At 60.2% G+C, this 22,617-nt stretch carries 20 protein-coding genes; 10 read left to right on the top strand and 10 right to left on the bottom strand.

What is annotated here, in order from left to right; genetic code table 11:
- Positions 1-80 precede the first annotated feature (80 nt).
- The 3 genes from C4J86_RS00100 to C4J86_RS00090 all read right to left on the bottom strand — a co-directional run bounded on the left by C4J86_RS00100 (position 81) and on the right by C4J86_RS00090 (position 2,652).
- Entirely contained in the window at positions 81-638 is a 558-nt protein-coding gene (locus C4J86_RS00100; protein WP_124369047.1) for an L-threonylcarbamoyladenylate synthase, read from the bottom strand.
- 70 nt (positions 639-708) lie between these two features.
- Complete coding sequence (dprA, locus tag C4J86_RS00095; RefSeq protein ID WP_124369046.1) at positions 709-1,812, bottom strand: DNA-processing protein DprA; 1,104 nt, start codon at positions 1,810-1,812, stop codon at positions 709-711.
- 63 nt (positions 1,813-1,875) lie between these two features.
- Entirely contained in the window at positions 1,876-2,652 is a 777-nt protein-coding gene (locus C4J86_RS00090; RefSeq protein WP_124369045.1) for a peptidoglycan-binding protein, read from the bottom strand.
- Between the two features lie 135 nt (positions 2,653-2,787).
- On the opposite strand from C4J86_RS00090, the gene def reads away from it, so the two are divergent.
- The 5 genes from def (at position 2,788) to C4J86_RS00065 (ending at position 7,347) form a co-directional block, all read left to right on the top strand.
- Positions 2,788-3,294: a peptide deformylase gene (gene def / locus C4J86_RS00085; RefSeq protein WP_124369044.1), complete on the top strand. Its 507-nt coding sequence runs from the start codon at positions 2,788-2,790 to the stop codon at positions 3,292-3,294.
- Between the two features lie 69 nt (positions 3,295-3,363).
- The gene (gene fmt / locus C4J86_RS00080; protein ID WP_124369043.1) at positions 3,364-4,317 is read left to right on the top strand and encodes a methionyl-tRNA formyltransferase; all 954 of its coding nucleotides are present in this window, start codon (positions 3,364-3,366) and stop codon (positions 4,315-4,317) included.
- Positions 4,314-5,624 carry a 16S rRNA (cytosine(967)-C(5))-methyltransferase RsmB gene (gene rsmB / locus C4J86_RS00075; protein WP_124369042.1) on the top strand — a complete coding sequence of 437 codons (1,311 nt, stop codon included), beginning with the start codon at positions 4,314-4,316 and terminating at the stop codon, positions 5,622-5,624. The genes fmt and rsmB overlap by 4 nt, the downstream gene beginning before the upstream one ends.
- Positions 5,625-5,646: 22 nt before the next feature.
- Positions 5,647-7,020: a Trk system potassium transporter TrkA gene (trkA, locus tag C4J86_RS00070; RefSeq protein WP_124360585.1), complete on the top strand. Its 1,374-nt coding sequence runs from the start codon at positions 5,647-5,649 to the stop codon at positions 7,018-7,020.
- A gap of 15 nt (positions 7,021-7,035) precedes the next feature.
- The gene (locus tag C4J86_RS00065; RefSeq protein ID WP_124369041.1) at positions 7,036-7,347 is read left to right on the top strand and encodes a tetratricopeptide repeat protein; all 312 of its coding nucleotides are present in this window, start codon (positions 7,036-7,038) and stop codon (positions 7,345-7,347) included.
- A gap of 135 nt (positions 7,348-7,482) precedes the next feature.
- On the opposite strand, the gene C4J86_RS00060 is transcribed toward C4J86_RS00065, so the two are convergent.
- Entirely contained in the window at positions 7,483-8,370 is an 888-nt protein-coding gene (locus tag C4J86_RS00060; RefSeq protein ID WP_124369040.1) for a lysophospholipid acyltransferase, read from the bottom strand.
- Positions 8,371-8,410: 40 nt separating this feature from the next.
- Positions 8,411-8,968, bottom strand: coding sequence for a DNA-3-methyladenine glycosylase I (locus tag C4J86_RS00055; protein ID WP_124369039.1), 558 nt, complete (start codon positions 8,966-8,968; stop codon positions 8,411-8,413).
- Between the two features lie 81 nt (positions 8,969-9,049).
- On the opposite strand from C4J86_RS00055, the gene glyQ reads away from it, so the two are divergent.
- The 4 genes from glyQ to C4J86_RS00035 all read left to right on the top strand — a co-directional run bounded on the left by glyQ (position 9,050) and on the right by C4J86_RS00035 (position 13,446).
- Entirely contained in the window at positions 9,050-10,003 is a 954-nt protein-coding gene (gene glyQ, locus C4J86_RS00050) for a glycine--tRNA ligase subunit alpha (RefSeq protein WP_003187265.1), read from the top strand.
- Complete coding sequence (gene glyS, locus C4J86_RS00045) at positions 10,000-12,054, top strand: glycine--tRNA ligase subunit beta (RefSeq protein ID WP_124369038.1); 2,055 nt, start codon at positions 10,000-10,002, stop codon at positions 12,052-12,054. Before glyQ ends, glyS begins: the two co-directional genes overlap by 4 nt.
- On the top strand, positions 12,054-12,593 hold the full coding sequence (gene gmhB, locus C4J86_RS00040) for a D-glycero-beta-D-manno-heptose 1,7-bisphosphate 7-phosphatase (RefSeq protein WP_177413166.1): 540 nt from the start codon (positions 12,054-12,056) through the stop codon (positions 12,591-12,593). The genes glyS and gmhB overlap by 1 nt, the downstream gene beginning before the upstream one ends.
- A gap of 82 nt (positions 12,594-12,675) precedes the next feature.
- Complete coding sequence (locus C4J86_RS00035; protein WP_124365238.1) at positions 12,676-13,446, top strand: 1-acyl-sn-glycerol-3-phosphate acyltransferase; 771 nt, start codon at positions 12,676-12,678, stop codon at positions 13,444-13,446.
- A gap of 180 nt (positions 13,447-13,626) precedes the next feature.
- Here C4J86_RS00035 and C4J86_RS00030 read toward each other — a convergent pair whose 3' ends face one another.
- Complete coding sequence (locus tag C4J86_RS00030) at positions 13,627-15,261, bottom strand: ATP-binding protein (RefSeq protein ID WP_372239245.1); 1,635 nt, start codon at positions 15,259-15,261, stop codon at positions 13,627-13,629.
- 347 nt (positions 15,262-15,608) lie between these two features.
- Here C4J86_RS00030 and C4J86_RS00025 point away from each other — a divergent pair, with 347 nt between their 5' ends.
- Positions 15,609-16,331 carry a response regulator transcription factor gene (locus C4J86_RS00025; RefSeq protein ID WP_124369036.1) on the top strand — a complete coding sequence of 241 codons (723 nt, stop codon included), beginning with the start codon at positions 15,609-15,611 and terminating at the stop codon, positions 16,329-16,331.
- Positions 16,332-16,423: 92 nt separating this feature from the next.
- Here the strand turns inward: C4J86_RS00025 and gyrB are convergent, their stop codons facing one another.
- Genes gyrB through dnaA form a run of 4 tightly spaced genes read right to left on the bottom strand, consistent with a single transcriptional unit; the run spans position 16,424 to position 22,617 of the window.
- Positions 16,424-18,841, bottom strand: coding sequence for a DNA topoisomerase (ATP-hydrolyzing) subunit B (gene gyrB, locus C4J86_RS00020; protein WP_124360577.1), 2,418 nt, complete (start codon positions 18,839-18,841; stop codon positions 16,424-16,426).
- Between the two features lie 4 nt (positions 18,842-18,845).
- Positions 18,846-19,949: a DNA replication/repair protein RecF gene (gene recF / locus C4J86_RS00015; RefSeq protein WP_124360576.1), complete on the bottom strand. Its 1,104-nt coding sequence runs from the start codon at positions 19,947-19,949 to the stop codon at positions 18,846-18,848.
- Positions 19,950-19,969: 20 nt separating this feature from the next.
- Positions 19,970-21,073, bottom strand: coding sequence for a DNA polymerase III subunit beta (gene dnaN / locus C4J86_RS00010; protein ID WP_124369035.1), 1,104 nt, complete (start codon positions 21,071-21,073; stop codon positions 19,970-19,972).
- 38 nt (positions 21,074-21,111) lie between these two features.
- Positions 21,112-22,617: a chromosomal replication initiator protein DnaA gene (dnaA, locus tag C4J86_RS00005; protein ID WP_124360574.1), complete on the bottom strand. Its 1,506-nt coding sequence runs from the start codon at positions 22,615-22,617 to the stop codon at positions 21,112-21,114.

Here is a 22,617-nt window from a genome sequence, read left to right as displayed (position 1 = left end):
CCCACCCCTTGACCGAGTCGTCATGACGAACACCGATCAAATGTGGGAGGGGGCTCGCCCCCGATGGGCGCGACTCGGTCTCAAGACGGTCGCACTACATCCCCTGTCACCAGATCGCGGATCAGGCTCGGGTTCTTGCGCCCACCCAGGGCGCCACCCAGCACAAGGTCCACTTGCCCACGGAAATACTGCTCCACCCGAATCCGCGTACGCGCGGCCGGGCGGCCCTGGGGGTTGGCCGAGGTGGAAATCAGCGGCCCGACCTGAGCACACAAATCCCGTACCAACGGATGGTCACTGACCCGCAGCGCCACAGTGTCATGCACACCGGTGACCCATTGCGGCAGCAAGTCCTGATGGGGCACCAGCCAGGTATTCGGCCCAGGCCAGGTGCTGGCCATGCGCTCGATCCAGGTGTCGGGGAAGTCTTCGAACAGGAAGTCGAACTGGCGAATGTTGTCCGCCACCAGGATCAGGCCCTTATTCACTGAGCGATTCTTGATCGCCAGCAGACGGTCCACCGCTTCTTCATTCCACGGGTCGCAGCCCAGGCCCCAGACCGCTTCGGTCGGATAAGCAATCACCGCACCTGCGCGAATTTCTCGCGCGGCTTCCAGCACACGCCACCTGTTGACCATTGTTTACCCTCCGAACTAAAGCTGTGGGCAGTTTACCGATCTTCGTTACAAAACCCAGCTACAAAAGCCGCTACAAACGCTCGCAGCGCGCCAGCCAGCGCCCGCTTTCGCAGATCACCTGGCCCTCGAGTTCCAGCTCGGTCAGGGTCGCCAGCACCTGGGACAGCGGCCGGCCACTGGCAATCGCCAGGGCTTCGCTGGTATGGGGAGCCGCGTGCAGCAGGGCCACCAGCGGATGCACCACCGGCACCGGCGCCGGCCGTGACAGCGCCTGCCAACCGCGCAAGCCTTCCAGAATGTGCTCGATGGTTTCCACCAGCACCGCGCCATCGCGAATCAACTGGTGACAGCCCTTGGCGCCGGGGTGATGGATGGAACCAGGAATGGCATAGACCTCACGCCCTTGTTCCGCCGCCAGGCGTGCGGTGATCAGCGAACCACTGGCCATGCCGGCTTCCACCACCAGAACACCCAGGGACAACCCACTGATGATGCGATTGCGCCGTGGAAAGTTACCGGCCTGGGGTGGGGCGTCCAGGGGAAACTCGGAAACCACGGCGCTGCCCTGGGCAATCATGGCGGCGGCGAGCGTCTTATGGCGCTGTGGATAAAAATTTTCCAGGCCGGTGCCGAGCACACCGATGGTATGACCACCCACGTCCAATGCGGCTTGGTGAGCCGCACCGTCGATACCCAGTGCGAGGCCGCTGGTGATGACAAAACCGGCACTGGCCAGGCTGCGGGAAAAGGCGGCGGCGGTGTCCATGCCAGGGCGGGAAGCGCGACGGCTGCCGACCACGGCCAGCTGCGGTTTTTCCAGCAATGTCGGGTCGCCGGCAACGAATAACAGCGGCGGTGCATCGTCGATCTGGCTGAGCAGTGCAGGGTAGTCAGGTTGGTCCCACATCAGTAAATGCTGGGCCGGGTGGGCCAGCCATGCCAGCGCCGCACTGGCCCCATCGCGAACATCGGCACTGCGCCGGGCATCGGCACTCACCGCCCGCAACCCGAGCGCGCGCCAGGCACTGGCCGGTGCACTGATGGCTTTGGAAGCAGAGCCGAACGCCTCGATCAACACGCGAAAACGCTGGGGACCCAGTTCCGGCAGCCTGTGCAAGCGTAGCCGGGCTTCCAGCTCTGCCGGAGAAATTTCGTTGCTGTTTATCGGAAACATATGATCATCCTTGACCGGAACAAGCTGTGGATAACTCTGTTGGTAACTTATTTAGCAGGCTATTTATTGCGTTTGATCGGCGCTCTCGAAACGATCCATTACCGCCAGGGAGCGGGACGCGCTGAGCACCAGGGCATAGCTGAGCTTTTCATAGGTGCGAAACACCAGCAGCGTGCCGGCGCGAACCTCCGGGAGTCTCGTCGGGGTACCGCTAAGCGCATCGCGCACCGAGGTGCCAGCCCGGATCACCGTAAGCAATTGGCCTTCGACCAAGCCATCGCGGCGCCCCTTGTTCAGGGTCACCGTATCCAGCACGCCGATCTGCGTGACCCCCTTGGGGATGTCGATGATGTGCCCTTCGACGAAGGGTGCAGCTGCAGGGGTTTTCAGGTCCGCCAGGCCGACGTCGGGTTCGGCGCGCAGCAAACGGTCGCCTGGGCGCACTTCCTGGGTAACCCTTTGCACGGCCAGGGTGGTCAGGTCATCGGCCAGCAAAAAGCGTGCGGTGCCGATGTCGTCGGCGTTGACCCCAAGCAATTCTCGAGTGTTGGGGTCGGTGTAGACCCTGCCTCGGCGGAAGATCCCATAGCTCGGCTGGGTCGGGTCCAGGCTGCCTCTGGCATAGATGCGTTCACCCGTGGCGCCCAGCACGCGCCCGGCATCGGCGGCAACGATATAGGGCGCGTTGTCCAGGTCCTGGGGCAAGTCGAGTATGCGGTTGTGCAGCAAGAAGCCCTGGATAGCCTTTTGCGTGGAGGGATCCAGGCGCTGGCCGGGCTGGGGGATCAGCGCCATGGCGAACGGGGCCCACAGCAGCAAGACGAGTAGCGATTTCCTCATGGGGTCAATCTCCTTTATTATGTGCGTTCGCGTGAAACGCCATAGCCTTCGCGGCTTGCGAACGTTTCACACCGGCTGCCTGGGTCCATCCCACCGCCGATTTGCCTCTACCTCACATGTGCAGCAATTACGCTTATGGCTATTTTGAACATCCTCGAATTTCCCGACTCGCGCCTGCGCACGATCGCCAAGCCGGTGGCCGTAGTGGACGACAAGGTTCGTCAGTTGGTCGATGACATGTTTGAAACAATGTATGAAGCCCCGGGTATCGGCCTCGCCGCGACCCAGGTCAACGTGCACCTGCGCGTCGTGGTTATGGACCTCTCCGAAGATCGCAGCGAACCGCGGGTGTACATCAACCCCGAGTTCGAACCGCTGACCGACGAGATGGGCGAATACCAGGAGGGCTGCCTCTCGGTGCCGGAGTTCTACGAGAACATCGAACGCCCCCTTCGCGTGAAGATCAAGGCCCTGGACCGCGACGGCAAGCCGTTCGAGCTGATTGCCGAAGGGCTGTTGGCGGTGTGCATCCAGCACGAGTGCGACCACCTCAACGGCAAGCTGTTTGTCGATTACCTGTCCACCCTCAAACGTGACCGGATCAAGAAGAAGCTGGAAAAAAAGCATCGCCAGCAAGCTTGATGCCCTCCTTCCAAAGGCTTGCTGCGGCAAGCCTTTTTCTTTTGTGACTGTTTTTAACCGAGAACTCCGATGACCGAGCCACTGCGCATTGTTTTTGCCGGTACCCCCGAATTTGCCGCCGAACACCTCAAGGCGCTGCTTGCCAGCCCTTATGAAATCGTCGCGGTGTACACCCAGCCGGATCGCCCGGCCGGGCGCGGGCAAAAACTGATGCCCAGCCCGGTCAAGCAACTGGCGCTGGAACACAGTATTACCGTGCTGCAGCCACCGACCCTGCGCAACGCCGACGCCCAGGCTGAACTGGCCGCACTGAAGCCGGACCTGCTGGTGGTCGTCGCCTACGGCTTGATCCTGCCCCAGGCCGTACTCGATATCCCGCGCCTGGGCTGCATCAACAGCCACGCTTCGTTGCTGCCACGCTGGCGCGGCGCGGCGCCGATCCAGCGCGCGGTGCAAGCCGGCGACAGCGAAAGCGGCGTGACCGTCATGCGCATGGAAGCCGGCCTGGACACCGGCCCGATGCTGCTCAAAGTCACCACCCCGATTACCGCTGAAGACACCGGCGGCAGTCTGCACGACCGCCTGGCTGAAATGGGCCCGCCCGCCGTCATCCAGGCCATCGCCGGTCTCGCTGCCGGCACCCTGGAGGGCGAAGTGCAGGACGACAGCCTGGCGACGTACGCCCACAAACTGAACAAGGACGAAGCCCGCATCGACTGGAGCCGCCCGTCCGTGGAGGTGGAGCGCTGTGTACGGGCCTTCAACCCATGGCCGATCTGCCACAGCACCCTTAACGGCGAAGCGTTGAAGGTGTTGGCCGCGACCCTGGCCGACGGCAAAGGCGCACCCGGCGAGATTATCGGCGCCAGCAAGGACGGCCTGTTGGTGGCTTGCGGTGAACAGGCGCTGTGCCTGACGCGCCTGCAATTGCCCGGCGGCAAGGCGCTGAACTTCAGCGATCTGTTCAACAGCCGCCGTGAGAAATTTGCCTTGGGCAGCGTACTCGGGGCGGCCGCCCAATGAACCCACGTCTGGCTGCCGCCAAGGCTCTCGCCGCCGTCCTCAACGGCAAGGCGTCGCTGAACAGTTCGTTACCCACGCAACTGGATAAGGTTGAAGACCGCGATCGCGGTTTCACCCAGGACCTGGCGTTCGGCACCGCCCGTTGGCAACCACGCTTGTCGGCGCTGGCAGCCAAGCTGCTGCAAAAGCCGTTCAAGGCGGCGGACGCTGACGTCGAGGCGCTGTTGCTGGTGGGTCTTTACCAGTTGCTCTACACCCGCGTGCCGGCCCACGCCGCCATTGGTGAAACGGTAGGTTGCGCCGACAAGCTGAAAAAGCCCTGGGCCAAGGCCCTGCTCAATGCCGTGCTGCGCCGCGCCCAGCGCGAAAGCGAAGCGCTGCTGGCCGAGCTGGAACATGACCCGGTGGTGCGTACCGCGCATCCGCGCTGGCTGCAAAAATCCCTGAAGGCCTTCTGGCCCGAGCAATGGGAGGCCATCTGCGCAGCCAATAACGCGCACCCGCCGATGATCCTGCGGGTCAACCGTCGCCATCACCGCCGCGACGCCTATCTGCAATTGCTCAGCGAGGCCGGCATCAACGCCACGCCATGTGTGTACAGCATCGACGGTATCGTGCTTGAGGCCGCCACCGACGTGCGCAGCCTGCCGGGCTTTGCCGAAGGCTGGATCAGCGTGCAGGACGAGGCCGCGCAATTGGCCGCCGACCTGCTCGACCTGGCGCCCGGCCAACGCGTACTGGACGCCTGCTGCGCGCCTGGCGGTAAGACCTGTCACATCCTGGAGGTCGAAAAAGACCTGGGCGGCGTAGTTGCCGTCGACCTGGAAGCCAAACGCCTGGTGCGCGTACGCGAGAACCTCGCACGCCTGGGCCTCAGCGCCGAGCTGATCGCCGCCGACGGCCGCGACACCGCCACCTGGTGGGATGGCAAACCGTTCCAGCGCATCCTGCTGGACGCGCCGTGTTCGGCCACCGGTGTGATCCGTCGTCATCCGGACATCAAGCTGACCCGCCAGCCCGACGACATCGCCGCCCTGGCCGTGCTGCAAGGCGAACTGCTCGACGCGCTATGGCCGACCCTGGAAGTCGGCGGCATCCTGCTGTACGCCACCTGCTCCACCTTGCCCACCGAGAATACCGAGGTCATCCAAGCCTTCCTTGCCCGCACCAGCGGCGCGCGGGAGCTGGACCTTGCGACCACGGCCGGCATCAAGCAACCGCACGGCCGGCAACTGCTCGCGCAGGAAGGCGGGCACGACGGCTTCTACTACGCCAAACTGATCAAGATTGCCGCCGCGCGCGGCTGAATGGGTTTAAGGGAGTGACCGGATGAAAATCATCATCCTTGGGGCAGGGCAGGTCGGTGGCACGCTGGCTGAACATTTGGCCAGTGAAGCCAACGACATCACCGTGGTCGACACCGATGCCGAGCGCCTGCGCAATCTGGGCGACCGCCTGGACATCCGCACGGTACAAGGCCGTGCGTCGTTCCCGACGGTGCTGCGTCAAGCCGGCGCCGACGATGCCGACATGCTCGTCGCGGTCACCAACAGCGACGAGACCAATATGGTCGCCTGCCAGGTCGCGCACACGCTGTTTCATACCCCGACCAAGATCGCCCGTGTCCGCGAAGCGGCCTACCTGACCCGCGCCGGCCTGTTCGACAACGACGCCATTCCGGTGGACGTGCTGATCAGCCCGGAACAGGTGGTCACTCACTACATCAAGCGCCTGATCGAAATTCCGGGCGCCTTGCAGGTGATCGACTTCGCCGGAGGCAAGGCGCAGCTGGTCGCGGTAAAGGCCTACTACGGCGGGCCGCTGGTGGGCCAGCAATTGCGCCAACTGCGCGAACACATGCCGAATGTGGAAACCCGCGTAGCAGCGATTTTCCGCCGTGACCGGCCGATCCTGCCCCAGGGCGACACCGTGATCGAAGCCGATGACGAAGTGTTTTTCATCGCGGCCAAGGCGAATATTCGTGCAGTGATGAGCGAAATGCGCCGGCTCGACGAAACCTATAAACGCATCGTCATCGCAGGCGGCGGACAGATCGGCGAGCGCCTGGCCGAGGCTATCGAAAGCCGTTACCAGGTGAAGATCATCGAGATGAGCCCGGCGCGCTGCCGGCATTTGTCCGACACCCTCGACAGCACCGTCGTACTGCAAGGCAGCGCTTCGGACCGCGACCTGCTGATGGAAGAAAATATTGCCGACGCCGATATCTTCCTGGCGCTGACCAACGATGACGAGGCCAACATCATGTCCTCGCTGCTGGCCAAGCGGCTGGGAGCGAAGAAGGTGATGACCATCATAAACAACCCGGCCTATGTCGACCTGATCCAGGGCGGCGATATCGACATCGCCATCAGCCCGCAATTGGCGACCATCGGCACGTTGCTCGCGCATGTGCGCCGTGGCGACATCGTCAGCGTGCACTCCCTGCGCCGTGGCGCGGCGGAGGCGATCGAGGCGATTGCCCATGGCGACTCGAAGTCGAGCAAGGTCATCGGCAGGGCGATCCGTGATATCGGCTTGCCACCGGGCACCACCATCGGCGCAATCATTCGCGATGAAGAAGTGATCATCGCCCACGACGATACGGTGATCGCCACCGGGGACCATGTGATCCTGTTCCTCGTAGACAAGAAACATATCCGCGATGTGGAGAAGCTGTTCCACGTGGGGTTGAGCTTTTTCTGATCAAGGAGTGAAGCGATGCTGGAGTCTCTGGAAAAGATGTTGGCCAAGGGTGTGGATAATTCGCTGCTGCGCTTTGGCTTGGGCAAGGGTTATCTGGACTTGAAGGACAATGCCAAGGCAGCCGAACATCTAACCAAGTGCGTCGAGTTCGATCCGAAGTATTCGGCGGCCTGGAAGTTGTTGGGCAAGGCGCAGTTGGGGCAGGGTGATAACGCTGCCGCACGAGATGCGTGGGAAAGAGGCATACAAGCCGCCCAGGCCCATGGCGACAAACAGGCCGAAAAAGAGATGACGGTGTTCCTGAAGAAACTCGATCGCCAAGCCTGAACGCAGATCAAAATGTGGGAGGGGGCTTGCTCCCGATAGCGGTGTGTCAGTCTATGCATGGTTGACTGAACCACCGCCATCGGGAGCAAGCCCCCTCCCACATTGGTTTTGTGTTGTGTTTGAGTCGGCGGTGAATCAGTACCACCGCGCCTCGCCCGGCGGGCGTTTCTTGAAGCGCTTCATGCTCCACATGTACTGGCTCGGGTAGGCGCCGACGTACCGTTCCACTACCTTGCTCATCGCCGCGCAGGACGTGGCGGTGTCGGTGCTGTACATGTCTTCCGGGGCCGCTTCCAGGATCACTTTGTAGCCTGAGCCGTCCGGCAAGCGCAGGGCGTGCAGGAACACGCCGACCGCCTTGTGGCCCGCAAGCATGTTCGGTACGAACTTGCTGGTCAGCGCCTGGGTCGCGAAGAACGGCACGAAGATTCCGGCGGATTCAGCTGGCTCGGGGTCGGCAGGGATTCCCACCTGGCCGCCTTTGCGCACCTCCTTGATCACGCTGAGAATGCCTTCCTTGGTGGAAGCCGCCACGCGGTTGCCCAGTTGCACGCGCTGCTTGCGCAACAGATCATCGACCGCCTTGAGCTTGGGCGGGCGATAGAAAATGATCGGTTTGCACTGGCTGCAATAGAAGTGGTTGAGCACTTCCCAGTTGCCCAGGTGGCTGGTGATGCCCACCACACCTTTACCCGACGCCAAGGCTTCGTGCAGCACCTCCAGGCCTTCGACTTCGCGCACCAGGTCGATGGAACGCTGGGCCGGCCAGATCCAGGCGCAGGCGCTTTCGGTCAATGACTTGCCGATGTCCATCAGGCTGCGGCCCACCAGGCGCTCGCGCTCGACCGGGTCCATGTCCGGGAAGCATTTGGACAGGTTGATCCGCACCGTGTCGCGGGAGCGGTTGGGGGTTTTCCACATGATCCAGCCGATGCCCGTGCCGACGGCCTGTACGGCGCGCCAGGGCAGCAGGGCAAACAACCGAAGAGCGCCTACCAGCAAGGCGCCTTTAAACTTTTCCACAGGTCACTCCTGATCGTGTGTGGTACGCAAAGCGCGCATTCTAACCGGCGTTGGCCAGGTCCGCGTAACGGTCGCAGTCCTGAGTGTGGTCCATGACCATGCCCGAGGCCTGCATGAACGCGTAGCAGATAGTCGGCCCAACAAAAGTGAAGCCGGCCTTTTTCAAGGCTTTGCTCATCGCTTGCGCCTCGGGCGTGATCGCCGGGACTTCGCTGCGATCCTTGAAGTGATTGACCTTGGGCACGCCGCCGACGAATGACCAGAGCAAACCCACCGGGTCTTCCAGCACCAGCCAGGCTGCGGCATTGCGGCGTGTGGCGTTGAGCTTCAGACGGTTGCGCACAATGCCTGGGTCCTGCATCAGCGCCTCAATTTCAGCGTCGGTCAGCTTGGCCAGGCGTTGCGCATCAAAGCCGAACAAGACCTTCCGGTAATGCTCGCGTTTGCGTAAAACGGTGATCCAGGACAGGCCCGCCTGGAACCCTTCGAGCAAAAGCAACTCGAACAAACCCTGCGCATCGCGCAGCGGCGTTCCCCACTCCTGATCGTGATAAGCCATGTACAGCGGATCTTCAGAACACCAAAAGCAGCGTGGCATAAGGCTCCAGGGAGTGGTGGCAGGGCCGAATCGGGTATACTCCCGCTCTTTAAATCGCAGCCCAAGTAACAGGTGAATTTCGTGAGCCAGCCTACGCCAGCCGTGCGTACCTTCCAAGACTTGATCCTCGCCCTCCAGCAATACTGGGCCGAGCAAGGTTGTGTGGTACTTCAGCCCTACGATATGGAAGTAGGCGCCGGCACTTTCCACACCGCTACATTCCTGCGGGCCATCGGCCCGGAAACCTGGAACGCCGCTTATGTGCAGCCCAGTCGTCGCCCGACTGACGGCCGCTACGGCGAGAACCCGAACCGTCTGCAGCATTACTACCAGTTCCAGGTGGTATTGAAGCCCAACCCGGACAACTTCCAGGAACTTTACCTGGGCTCGCTGAAACATGTCGGCCTGGACCCACTGGTCCACGACATCCGTTTCGTCGAAGACAACTGGGAATCGCCGACCCTTGGCGCCTGGGGCCTGGGCTGGGAAGTGTGGCTCAACGGCATGGAAGTGACGCAATTCACGTACTTCCAGCAAGCGGGCGGCATCGAGTGCTACCCGGTGACCGGCGAAATCACCTACGGCCTCGAGCGCCTGGCCATGTATCTGCAAGGCGTGGACTCGGTCTACGACCTGGTGTGGGCTGACGGCCCGTTCGGCAAGGTCACCTACGGCGACGTGTTCCACCAGAACGAAGTGGAGCAGTCCACCTACAACTTCGAACACGCCAATGTCGACAAGCTGTTCGAACTGTTCGACTTCTATGAAAGCGAAGCCAAGCGCCTGATCGAACTCGACCAGCCGCTGCCGTTGCCAAGCTATGAAATGGTGTTGAAGGCGTCCCATACCTTCAACCTGCTGGACGCGCGCCGTGCCATCTCGGTAACCGCGCGCCAGCAATACATCCTGCGTGTACGCACCCTGGCGCGTTCCGTCGCCCAAGCCTACCTGCTGGCTCGCGCCAAGCTGGGCTTCCCGATGGCAACCCCTGATTTGCGTGATGAAGTGTTGGCTAAGCTGGAGGCTGCACAATGAGTGCTCAAGATTTCCTGGTTGAACTGGGCACCGAAGAGTTGCCACCCAAGGCACTGAACACCCTGGCCGATGCGTTCCTGGCCGGTATCGAAAAAGGCCTGCACAGCGCTGGCCTGAAGTTCGCCGCAAAGAAGGTCTACGCCGCGCCACGCCGCCTGGCGGTATTGCTCACCGCGCTGGAAACCCAGCAGCCGGACCGCAATATCAACCTGGATGGCCCGCCGCGTCAGGCCGCGTTCGACGCCGACGGCAACCCGACTCAGGCAGCACTGGGCTTTGCCAAGAAGTGCGGCGTCGAGCTGAGCGAAATTGACCAGAGCGGCCCGAAACTGCGTTTCAGCCAGGTCATCGCCGGCAAGCCAACGGCCAGCCTGTTGCCGACCATCGTCGAAGATTCCCTGAACGACCTGCCGATCCCCAAGCGCATGCGCTGGGGTGCTCGCAAGGAAGAGTTCGTACGCCCAACCCAATGGCTGGTGATGCTGCTCGGTGACCAGGTCATCGATTGCACCATCCTCGCCCAGAAGGCCGGCCGCGATTCCCGTGGCCACCGCTTCCACCATCCGCAGAGCGTGCGCATCACCTCGCCGGCCAGCTACCTCGATGACCTACGCGCCGCCTACGTGCTGGCCGATGCCAATGAGCGTCGCGAGCTGATCAGCAAGCGCACCGAAGAGCTGGCCCGCCTGCAGGAAGGCACCGCCATCGTGCCGCCAAGCCTGCTCGACGAAGTGACCGCCCTGGTTGAGTGGCCCGTGCCGCTGGTGTGTTCGTTCGAAGAACGCTTCCTCGATGTGCCGCAGGAAGCGCTGATCACCACCATGCAGGACAACCAGAAGTACTTCTGCCTGCTGGACGTGGATGGCAAGTTGCTGCCGCGCTTTATCACCGTGGCCAACATCGAGAGCAAGGACCCACAGCAGATCATCGCCGGTAACGAGAAAGTCGTGCGCCCGCGCCTGACTGACGCCGAGTTCTTCTTCAAGCAAGACAAGAAGCAGAAGCTCGAAGACTTCAACCTGCGCCTGCAAAACGTGGTGTTCCAGGAAAAACTCGGCAGCGTCTACGACAAGGCCGTGCGCGTTTCCAAGCTGGCTGCCTACATTGCGCCGCGCATTGGCGGCGACGCTGCCTGGGCCGCGCGTGCCGGCCTGCTGTCCAAGTGCGACCTGGCCACCGAGATGGTCGGCGAATTCCCTGAGATGCAAGGCGTCGCCGGTTACTACTACGCCCTCAACGACGGCGAGCCGAACGACGTGGCCCTGGCGCTGAACGAGCAGTACATGCCGCGCGGTGCCGGCGCTGAATTGCCGACCACCCTGACCGGTGCGGCCGTGGCCATCGCCGACAAGCTGGACACCCTCGTCGGTATCTTCGGTATCGGCATGTTGCCTACCGGCAGCAAAGACCCGTATGCCCTGCGCCGTGCAGCCCTGGGCGTGCTGCGTATCCTGATCGACAAAAAGCTGGACCTCGACCTGACCCAGGCCGTGGTGTTTGCCGTCGGCCAGTTCGGTACCAAGGTCAAGCAAGCGGGCCTCGCCGAGCAAGTGCTGGAGTTCGTGTTCGACCGCCTGCGTGCGCGTTACGAGGACGAGGGCGTGGACGTTTCCGTCTACCTGTCGGTACGTGCCCTGCAACCGGGTTCGGCGCTGGACTTCGACCAGCGCGTACAAGCCGTACAGGCGTTCCGCAAGCTGCCGGAAGCCGATGCCCTGGCCGCCGTGAACAAACGTGTATCGAACCTGCTGAGCAAAGCCGACAACCTCGGCACTGCCGAAGTCGACCCAGGTCTGTTTGCCGACGCCAAGGAGTTCTCGCTGAACTCGGCTATCGCCAAGGCCGAAAACGCCGTGAAGCCGCTGATCGCCGAGCGTAACTACGCCGAAGCGTTGGCGCGGTTGGCGTCGCTGCGTGAGCCGGTGGATGCGTTCTTCGAAGCGGTGATGATCAACGCCGAAGATGCCGGCGTGCGGAAAAACCGCTACGCCATGCTGGCGCGTCTGCGTGGGTTGTTCATCAACATCGCTGACATTTCCGTACTGGGCTGATCATGTTGAAACTGCTGATTCTCGATCGGGACGGGGTGATCAATTACGACTCCGACGCTTACATCAAGTCGGTGGCGGAATGGATTCCATTGCCCGGTTCGATCGAAGCCATCGCGCAGTTGAGCAACGCCGGCTGGACAGTGGCCATTGCCACCAACCAGTCCGGCATCGCCCGCGGTTATTACGACATTGCCACCCTGGACGCCATGCATGCGCGTTTGCGCACATTGGTGGCGGAGCAGGGCGGTGAGGTGGGGCTGGTGGTGTACTGCCCCCACGGGCCGGATGAGGGCTGCGCTTGCCGCAAGCCCAAGCCTGGCATGTTGAAAACCATTGCAGAACATTACAAGGTGCCCTTGGCTGGGATATGGTTCGTCGGGGACAGTCTCGGTGACCTGGAGGCGGCCAAAGCCGTCGACTCTCAGCCAGTTTTGGTAAAGACCGGGAAAGGCGAAAAGACCCAGGCGAAAAACCTGCCGGTAGGCACTTTGATTTTTGACGATCTGGCGGCGGTTGCCGCAGAACTTATCAACAACTAGCCGCCCTCGACTTCCTGACCAAGGATTGTTCGGGAGTGCGCTTTTAACAGGCGGGCCGTGTCCCGCAACGGTAAATGCCGCCATGTCGATCTTGCAGGCCATCAGAACCTTTTTCTTTTACCTGCTGCTGGGCACCAGTTCGTTTCTCTGGTGCACCCTGAGCTTTTTTATTGCACCGTTCCTGCCGTTCAAGGCGCGCTATCGCTTCATCAATGTGTATTGGTGCCGCTGCGCGTTGTGGCTGTCCAAGGTATTCCTGAATATCCGTTTCGAGGTCAAGGGCGCCGAGAACGTCCCGGACCAGCCCTGTGTGATCCTGTCTAACCATCAGAGCACCTGGGAAACGTTCTTTCTCTCGGCATACTTCTCGCCCTTGAGCCAAGTGCTCAAGCGTGAGCTGCTGTACGTGCCGTTCTTTGGTTGGGCCATGGCAATGCTGCGCCCGATTGCGATCGACCGTGACAATCCCAAGGCGGCGCTCAAGCATGTCGCCAAGAAGGGCGACGAGCTGCTCAAGGATGGCGTTTGGGTGCTGATCTTCCCGGAAGGTACGCGTGTGCCTTATGGCACTGTCGGCAAATTCTCCCGAGGTGGCACTGCGCTGGCGGTCAACGCCAATCTGCCGGTGTTGCCGATTGCCCATAACGCCGGCAAGTTCTGGCCCAAGACCGGCTGGGCCAAACGCCCAGGCACCATTACCGTGGTGATCGGCGAGCCCATGTACGCAGAGGGCGAAGGCCCGCGTGCCATTGCTGCATTGAATGACCGCGCCGCTGCCTGGAATGAAGCGCAGCAGCGGGCCATGGGTTCGTTGCCGCCGGAGCCCGTAGTGGTAGAGACGCCGGAGATTTGAGCATCTGTGGATAAGCTGTGTACGGTTTGTTGGAAAATGTGCATTTTTGCTCAGTAACCTGCTGATTTACATGCATATTTCTGAAGCGCATAAAATCTCAGAAAACGTGCATAAGTTTTTTCTTCATAAAAAAACCGGTCTTTGTGACCGGTTTTTTATGCACAGCAGAAAAGATCGTTTTCAGTCCTCCAACGGTGGCAGTTGCAGGATGAACGTCGAACCCATGCCCAGCTCGCTTTCACAGCTGACATGCCCACCGTGGCGTTCTACGACAGCCTTCACCATGGTCAGGCCCAACCCTAGGCCGTCACTGCCTTGGGCCGAATTGAAGCGCCGGTATTGGTTGAACAGCTCTGGCAAATCTTCTGGCGCAATTCCGGGCCCCTGATCGCTGATGCGGCATTCCAACCAACCCTCCACACAGCCATGACTTAACCGTACGGTGGTGCCGGATGGCGAATATTTGATCGCGTTTTCCAGCACATTGAATAATGCACGGGTGAGCAGCGATTGATCGGCGCGCACCATGCCTTCGTCTGCTTCATCCAGATCGTGAACCAGATGAATGCCCTTGAGTTGGGCGATGACCGCCACCTGATCGAAAGCATCCATCACCAGCATGGCGAACAACGTAGGTTGGAATTGATAGCCGTCAGCCTCGGCTTTCGCCAATTGCACGAAGGACTCGGTGAGGCTCAGCGCGCGTCGGACCTGTTGTTCGATCTGGCCAAAGATGGGCGATTCACTGTCGTGTACATCCAACAGCGCAAGAATTGCCGAATGCGGTGCGCGCAAGTCATGGGACAGAAAGCGCAGCATGGTTTCGCGATGCTGTTGGGCTTCGCGTTCCTTGCTTAAATCCGTGAGGCTCAGCAGCCAGCCAAGGGCGAAATCACCCTCGGCTGGAAGCAAGGGCGCAAGCTCCATGCGCAAGCTGCGTTGGTGGATATCACGAAACTCGACCAGCTCCAGTGCAGAAAGGGCAGGGCGCACGCCGTTATGCAGCGGTGGGTAACCCAGGTCTGCGAGCTGTTCGAGGAGGTTTTCGCGTACCAGGTCGTTGCCGAATACGTCACGGGCAACGCGATTGGCCAACAGGATGCTGCCCTGGGGATCGGTGATCAGCGTCGCGACCGGCAGGCATTCCAGTCCATCCGCCATAAAACGCCGGGTATCCCGGGTGCGACTGACCGCCTGCTCGAGGGCGAAGATGCGCCCCTGAAGCACATCGCCCTTGCTGGCCGGTGCACGGCGCCGCTCTGGCAATACTTTCGGTTCGTTATCCAGGCGCGCCAGTTCCCAGCCGAAGTAGGCGAGGATTACGCTCAGGCGCCGCCAGTTCCAGATCAGATAGCTGAGCAACAACCCAATCAGGCAGGCCGCAGGCGACCACCAATGGCCCAGGCTCAGTAACGCCCACGACATCAGTACCGACGCGGCCATGCAGCCCAGGGTCATCCATAGCGCATAACGCGGGCGATACAGCAGCAGGCCCAGCAACAATGCCACCACGGACGTAGCCATCAAGGCCGCCAGCCAACCCGGCAGATCGACAATGTTGCGCCCCTGCAGTAAACCGTTAAGCACATTGGCCTGGATCTCCACACCCGCTGTCGAGCCGGTCGCGGAGAGCGGGTTATTGAAGGCCAGGCCCGGACTCAAGGATAAGTACGCGGTGAAGGGCAATAGAACCAAGCCAATCAGCAACCATTCCCGCACCAGTCCGTGGAACAGCAGCTGCGCCCGGGTGGGTTGGCGTTTTTCAGCTTTACCCCACAGTTTCACAGGGCCACCGCCACAGGCCCGCCGAGACATCGATGATCATCGCATGAACGTGTCATAAGCCCGGTCTCCCTCCAGGTGGTTACGATGGGACGCATTAGAGGTGCTGAAACCAGTGAAGCTTATTTCGGTCTTACTGGAGGACCCGATAGTCACCATAGCGTATATCGATCCTTTTCCTCATAGCCAGGAGCCGGTATCTTCCCCTTGAGGGCCGAGGATTTTCGCTGGTTACGGTCCTTTGATATCAGCGTACCCAGAGTTTCGGGGTTCGTTGTATCCGCCCATAATTATTCAGATTCAGTGGCCGGTCTGTGTATGTGCACAAGGCGCCCCTGATTAAGTTAAGCGCCGTTATTTTTTGCAGGAAGGATCCACTCATGCGTGTCGCAATACTGGATGACGAGCCCGCCGAGTTGAGACGGGTAGAACAGACACTGCGACAGATTCCCAGCACTTCGGAACAGCCCTGGTCCGTGCATTGTTTTGAGCGCGGCGAGGACCTGCTGCGCCAACTGCGCCGTGAAACCTTCGACCTGTTGATACTCGACTGGCAACTTCCGGATATCAGCGGCATTGCGTTGTTGCGCTGGACCCGCGAGCACATGGAGTCACCACCGGCCGTGATCATGCTCACCAGCCGCGATGCGGAGAGCGATATCGTCACGGCGCTCAACAGTGGAGCGGACGACTACGTCAGCAAACCCTTTCGTCCTAATGAACTCAAGGCTCGCGTCAGCGCCGTCCTGCGCCGACACGGGCTGCAAAAGTCCGCCAGCAATGAACTCCAAAGCTTCAATGACCTGACATTCGATGACGCCGAGTTGACGGTCACGCGCGCCGGCACACCGATCAATCTCACCGAACGGGAGTACCGCTTGGCCAGCTGCCTGTTTGCCAACCTGGCGCGGCCACTGTCTCGCGAATACCTGTATGAGCGGTTTTGGTCCCATGAGGAAATGGTATCGTCTCGCCCCCTGGATACGCATATCTACCGCTTGCGCAACAAGCTCGGATTAACGGCGGACCGAGGATGGCAGCTGCTGACGATCTACGGGTACGGCTATCGGTTGGAGAGTGTGGCGGCGCCCGCCGAGGGATGATGTTCCACGTGGAGCATTTCAATAATGCTTAACAAATACCCATAAAAAAGGCCAACGCTAGCGTTGGCCTTTTTGTTTTTGCCGGTACCTGATCAGAAATCCAGGTTAGACACCGCCAAGGCATTGCTCTCGATGAAGTCACGACGAGGCTCGACCGCATCACCCATCAGGGTGTTGAAGATCTGGTCTGCGCCAATGGCGTCTTCGATGGTCACTCGCAGCATGCGACGCTGAGCGGGGTCCATGGTGGTTTCCCACAGCTGATCCGGGTTCATTTCGCCCAGACCTTTGTATCGCTGGATGGTGTGACGCTTGGTACTTTCGGTCATCAACCAGTCCAGGGCTTCCTTGAACTCCTTGACCTGCTTCTTACGTTCGCCACGCTGAATATAAGCGCCGTCGTCCAGCAGCGTGCTCAATTGCGCGCCGAGGGTGACCACCGTCTTATAGTCGTTGCTACCGAAGAAGTCGCGGTTGAAGGTGACGTAGTTCGACAGGCCGTGCGAGATCAGTTCCACCTCGGGCAGCCATACGTTGCGTTCACGGTCTTCGCGCAGACTGGCTTTGTACACCAGGCCAGACTTCTCTACTGTGCGCAGCCGCACTTCGTACTGGGCCAGCCAATCCTGCATGGCAGCATGGTCGCCCAGCTGCTCCAGGCTCACGGCCGGCAAGTAGATGAAGTGCTCGGTCAGCTCCTGGGGGTACAGGCGCGACAGGCGCTTGAGCGTCTTCATCACCATGCGGAAGTCGTTTACCAAGCGCTCCAGCGCTTCTCCGGAGATGCCTGGGGCTTCGTCGTTCAAGTGCAGGCTGGCATCTTCCAGGGCCGACTGCGTCATGTACTCTTCCATGGCGTCGTCGTCTTTGATGTATTGCTCTTGCTTACCCTTTTTCACTTTGTACAACGGCGGCTGGGCGATGTAGATATAGCCGCGCTCGATGAGTTCAGGCAACTGACGGAAGAAGAAGGTCAGTAGCAGGGTACGAATGTGCGAACCGTCGACGTCAGCATCGGTCATGATGATGATGTTGTGATAGCGCAGCTTGTCGATGTTGTACTCGTCACGGCCAATACCGCAGCCCAATGCCGTGATCAAGGTGCCGACTTCCTGGGAAGAAATCATCTTGTCGAAGCGCGCTTTCTCGACGTTGAGGATCTTACCTTTCAGCGGCAGGATAGCCTGGGTACGACGGTTGCGACCCTGCTTGGCGGAACCGCCAGCAGAGTCACCTTCCACCAGGTACAGCTCGGAGAGGGCAGGGTCCTTCTCCTGGCAGTCGGCCAATTTGCCTGGCAGGCCAGCGATATCCAGTGCGCCTTTACGACGCGTCATCTCACGGGCTTTACGCGCCGCTTCACGCGCACGCGCGGCATCGATCATCTTACCGACGACCAATTTGGCTTCGTTCGGGTTCTCCAGCAGGAAGTCAGAGAAGTACTTGCCCATCTCCTGTTCCACCGCGGTCTTCACTTCGGAAGACACCAGCTTGTCTTTGGTTTGGGAACTGAACTTGGGGTCCGGAACCTTGACCGAAATAATCGCGGTCAGACCTTCACGGGCATCATCACCGGTGGTGGCGACTTTGTGCTTCTTCGCCAACCCTTCCGCTTCGATGTAGGTGTTCAGGTTGCGCGTCAGCGCGGAACGGAAACCCACCAGGTGAGTACCGCCATCGCGCTGGGGAATGTTGTTGGTGAAGCACAACAGGTTCTCGTTGAAGCTGTCGTTCCACTGCAGGGCGATTTCCACGCCGATGCCGTCTTCACGCTGAATGTTGAAGTGGAACACCTGATTGACCGCAGTCTTGTTCGTGTTCAGGTACTCAACGAACGCACGCAGGCCGCCTTCGTACTTGAACAGTTCTTCCTTGGCGCTGCGCTCATCCTTGAGGACGATGCCAACACCGGAGTTGAGGAACGACAGTTCGCGAATCCGCTTGGCCAGGATGTCCCAGCTGAAGTGAATATTCTTGAAAGTTTCAGCCGAGGGCTTGAAGTGAATCTGGGTACCCGTAGTTTCACTGTCACCGACGATTTTCATCGGTTCCTGTGGCACACCGTGGACGTAAGTTTGTTCCCAGATTTTGCCGCTGCGGCGTACGGTGAGAACCAGCTCTTCGGACAGAGCGTTCACTACCGAGACACCTACGCCGTGCAAGCCGCCAGACACTTTATAGGAGTTGTCGTCGAACTTACCGCCGGCGTGGAGCACGGTCATGATGACCTCTGCCGCCGAGACGCCTTCTTCTTTGTGCACGTCTACCGGAATACCGCGACCATTGTCGCGTACGGTAATGGATTCATCCGGGTGGATGATGATGCTGATGTCGTCGCAGTGACCGGCCAGAGCTTCGTCGATGGAGTTATCGACCACCTCGAACACCATGTGGTGCAGACCGCTACCATCATCGGTGTCGCCAATGTACATACCGGGACGTTTGCGTACGGCATCCAAACCTTTCAGCACTTTAATGCTGGTCGAGTCGTACGTGTGTTCTTCGCTCATGCCTTCACTCCCGATGGTCGTGGGTCTGGGTGATACGGCCTTGTTCCACGTGGAACAAAGCGACTGGCGTTTCCGTCTGCCAGCCTTCCCTCAATAATTCGTGGTCTACACAGGTGATAAACACTTGGCAGCGTAAGTCTTCCAATAAGCGGCATAGCGCGCGGCGGTGCTGCTCGTCGAGTTCGGACGGCAAGTCATCCACCAGATAAATACATTGGCCGCGTCGGGACTGGCTAACCAGATGCCCTTGCGCAATACGCAATGCACATACCACCAACTTCTGCTGGCCGCGGGACAGGATATCCGCAGCATTGTGAGCGCCTAATCTAAGGCGCAAATCAGCGCGTTGGGGTCCGGCCTGGGTGTGGCCAATTTGCTGATCACGCTGCAGGGACGTCGCAAGCACTGCACTCAGCTCACGTTCTTTGTCCCAACCTCGGTAATAACTCAGCGTGAGCCCCTCAAGGTCCAACAACTCGCTCAAGGTCTGCTCAAAGACTGGTTTCAAGGCTTTGATATAGGCACGGCGGTATTCATCTATTTCGTCGCTGGCCAGGCACAGTTCCCGGTCCCAGGCCGCTTGTGAAGCGGCGTCAAGTGTACCATGCCGCAGCCACGAGTTCCGCTGCCGCAGGGCCTTCTGCAGGCGCTGCCAAGTGGCCATGAAACGCGGTTCCACGTGGAACACTCCCCAATCGAGAAATTGTCTGCGGATCTTCGGTGCGCCTTCCAACAGGCGGAAGCTGTCGGGGTTGATCAACTGCAACGGCAGGATTTCTGCCAATTGCGCAGCACTGCGTGCATTCTGCCCATCGATGCGAATCTGAAACTCTCCGCCGCGATCGCGGGATATCCCCAGGGCGCTGTGCCCACCCTCGGCCAACTCAACTTGGCCAAATACAGTGCACGCCAGCTGCTCGTATTGAATCACTGGTAACAGGCGGGCGCTGCGGAAGGAGCGGGCGAGGCCCAGCAGGTGGATGGCTTCCAGCACGCTGGTTTTGCCACTGCCATTGGCGCCATGGAGAATATTGATGCGAGGGGAAGGGGAGAAGGTCACCGGGTGCAGATTGCGCACCGCGGTGACCGAGACGCGACTGAGGGACATCTAGCTTCTGCTGAGCATGATTACAGGCGCATCGGCATAACAACGTAAGCCGAGTCGTCGTTATCGGATTCTTGTACCAGCGCGCTGCTGTTGGAGTCCGACAGAATAAGGCGAACCTGTTCGGTGGTCATCACACCCAGCACGTCCAGCAGGTAGCTCACGTTGAAGCCGATTTCCAGCGAACCGCCGTTGTAGTCAACGCCCACTTCTTCTTCGGCTTCTTCCTGCTCCGGGTTGTTGGCCTGGATCTTCAACTGACCGTTGGCCAATTGCAGACGAATACCCCGGTACTTCTCGTTCGAGAGAATGGCCGTACGGCTGAATGCCTCACGCAGGGCCTGGCGATCGCCGAGCACCAGCTTGTCACCGCCTTTAGGCAGTACGCGCTCGTAATCCGGGAATTTGCCGTCAACCAGCTTGGAGGTGAAGGTGAATTCGCCGGTGGTCGCGCGGATGTGGTGTTGCCCCAGGACGATGCTGACGTTGCCCTCCGGCTCGGTGAGCAAGCGCGCCAACTCGAGGATGCCTTTACGCGGCACGATGACCTGATGACGATCCGGTTGGCCGATATCGGCGCGCATCGAACACATCGCCAAGCGGTGGCCGTCAGTTGCCACAGCACGGATGATGCCTTCGGACACTTCCAGCAGCATGCCGTTAAGGTAGTAACGCACGTCCTGCTGGGCCATGGCGAAGCTGGTGCGCTCGATCAGGCGACGCAGCTTGCTTTGCTCCAGGCTGCAGGTCAGCGAACCCGGGCCTTCTTCAACCGTAGGGAAGTCATTGGCCGGCAAAGTCGACAGGGTGAAACGACTGCGACCTGCCTTGACCACCAACTTCTGCTCGTCGAGCTTGATGTCGATCAGCGCGTCGTTCGGCAGGCTCTTGCAGATATCCATCAGCTTGCGCGCCGGCACGGTGATTTCGCCGGGTTCGGCGGGCTCTTCGAGCTGCACGCGGCCAACCAGTTCGACTTCCAGGTCGGTACCGGTCAAGGACAGCTGCTGGCCTTCGACCACCAGCAGTACGTTGGACAGCACCGGCAAGGTCTGTCGGCGCTCGACGACGCCTGCGACCAGTTGCAGGGGTTTCAACAGGGCTTCGCGTTGAATGGTGAAATGCATGGTCTAGTCCCTTGCCTTAATAAGCTGCGCTGGTGTCATCACGTAGTCAGTGTACGCAGCAGGTTCTTGTAGTCCTCGCGAATATCCGCGTCGGATTCCTTAAGTTCGTTGATCTTGCGGCACGCGTGCAAAACCGTGGTGTGGTCGCGACCGCCAAACACATCGCCGATTTCCGGCAGGCTGTGGTTGGTCAACTCCTTGGAGAGAGCCATGGCCACTTGGCGCGGACGCGCTACCGAACGCGAACGGCGCTTGGATAGCAGGTCGGAAATCTTGATCTTGTAGTACTCGGCAACGGTACGCTGGATGTTATCCACACTCACCAGTTTGTCCTGCAGTGCCAGCAAGTCTTTCAGGGATTCGCGAATCAGCTCGATGGTGATGTCACGGCCCATGAAGTGCGAGTGCGCGATAACCCGCTTGAGCGCGCCTTCCAGCTCACGCACGTTGGAACGAATACGCTGGGCGATAAAGAATGCGGCATCGTGGGGCAGATCGACTTTGGCCTGGTCGGCCTTTTTCATCAGGATCGCGACGCGGGTTTCCAGCTCGGGTGGCTCTACAGCAACGGTCAACCCCCAGCCGAATCGCGATTTCAAGCGCTCTTCCAGGCCTTCGATCTCTTTGGGATAACGGTCACTTGTGAGGATGACCTGCTGTCCGCCTTCGAGCAGCGCGTTGAACGTGTGGAAAAACTCTTCCTGGGAACGTTCCTTGCGCGCGAAGAATTGAATGTCATCGATCAGCAACGCATCAACGGAGCGATAGAAACGCTTGAACTCGTTAATGGCGTTGAGTTGCAGGGCCTTGACCATGTCGGCCACGAAGCGCTCCGAGTGCAGGTAGACCACCTTGGCATTCGGGTTCTTCTTTAACAGGTGGTTACCCACAGCGTGCATCAAGTGGGTTTTACCCAAGCCAACCCCGCCATAAAGGAAGAGCGGGTTGTAACCGTGCTTGGGGTTGTCGGCCACTTGCCAGGCGGCCGCACGGGCCAGCTGGTTGGATTTACCCTCGACAAAATTCTCAAAGGTAAAGGTGCGGTTCAAGTAGCTGGTGTGCTTGAGCGCGCCCTCAACCTGCACAGTGCGCTGCTCGGCACGCACGGGAGCTTGCTGGGAGCTGGCACCTGCCATGGGGTCGAAGCTGTCACGGGACGGCTCTTCGTTCTCCAATGCATTTTTATGCGCGGAAGACTTGGAAGGCGTCGGCGCAGGGGCAGCGGCAACCGGTGCAGCCTGGGACTGGGAAGCAGCCGCGGCCAATGGCGCATTCGGAGCAGCGCGAGGTGCGGAGCTGCGTTTGCTGCCTATTAATAAGGAGAGCACGGGCGCGATGCCGTTGCCATGTTCGTCGAGCAATTCGAGAACGCGGCTCAGGTACTTCTCGTTGACCCAGTCGAGAACAAAACGATTGGGCGCGTAGACACGCAACTCGTCGCCTTCGGCTTCGACCTGTAGCGGACGGATCCAGGTGTTGAATTGCTGGGCAGGCAGCTCATCGCGCAAAAGCTCCACGCATTGCTGCCAAAGTTCCACTGACAC

Origin of the sequence: Pseudomonas sp. R2-7-07 (assembly GCF_003852355.1) — a bacterium.
Lineage (GTDB): Bacteria > Pseudomonadota > Gammaproteobacteria > Pseudomonadales > Pseudomonadaceae > Aquipseudomonas.
The sequence above is the reverse complement of the archived record's forward strand: the minus strand, read 5'-3'. Positions and strand labels throughout refer to the sequence as shown.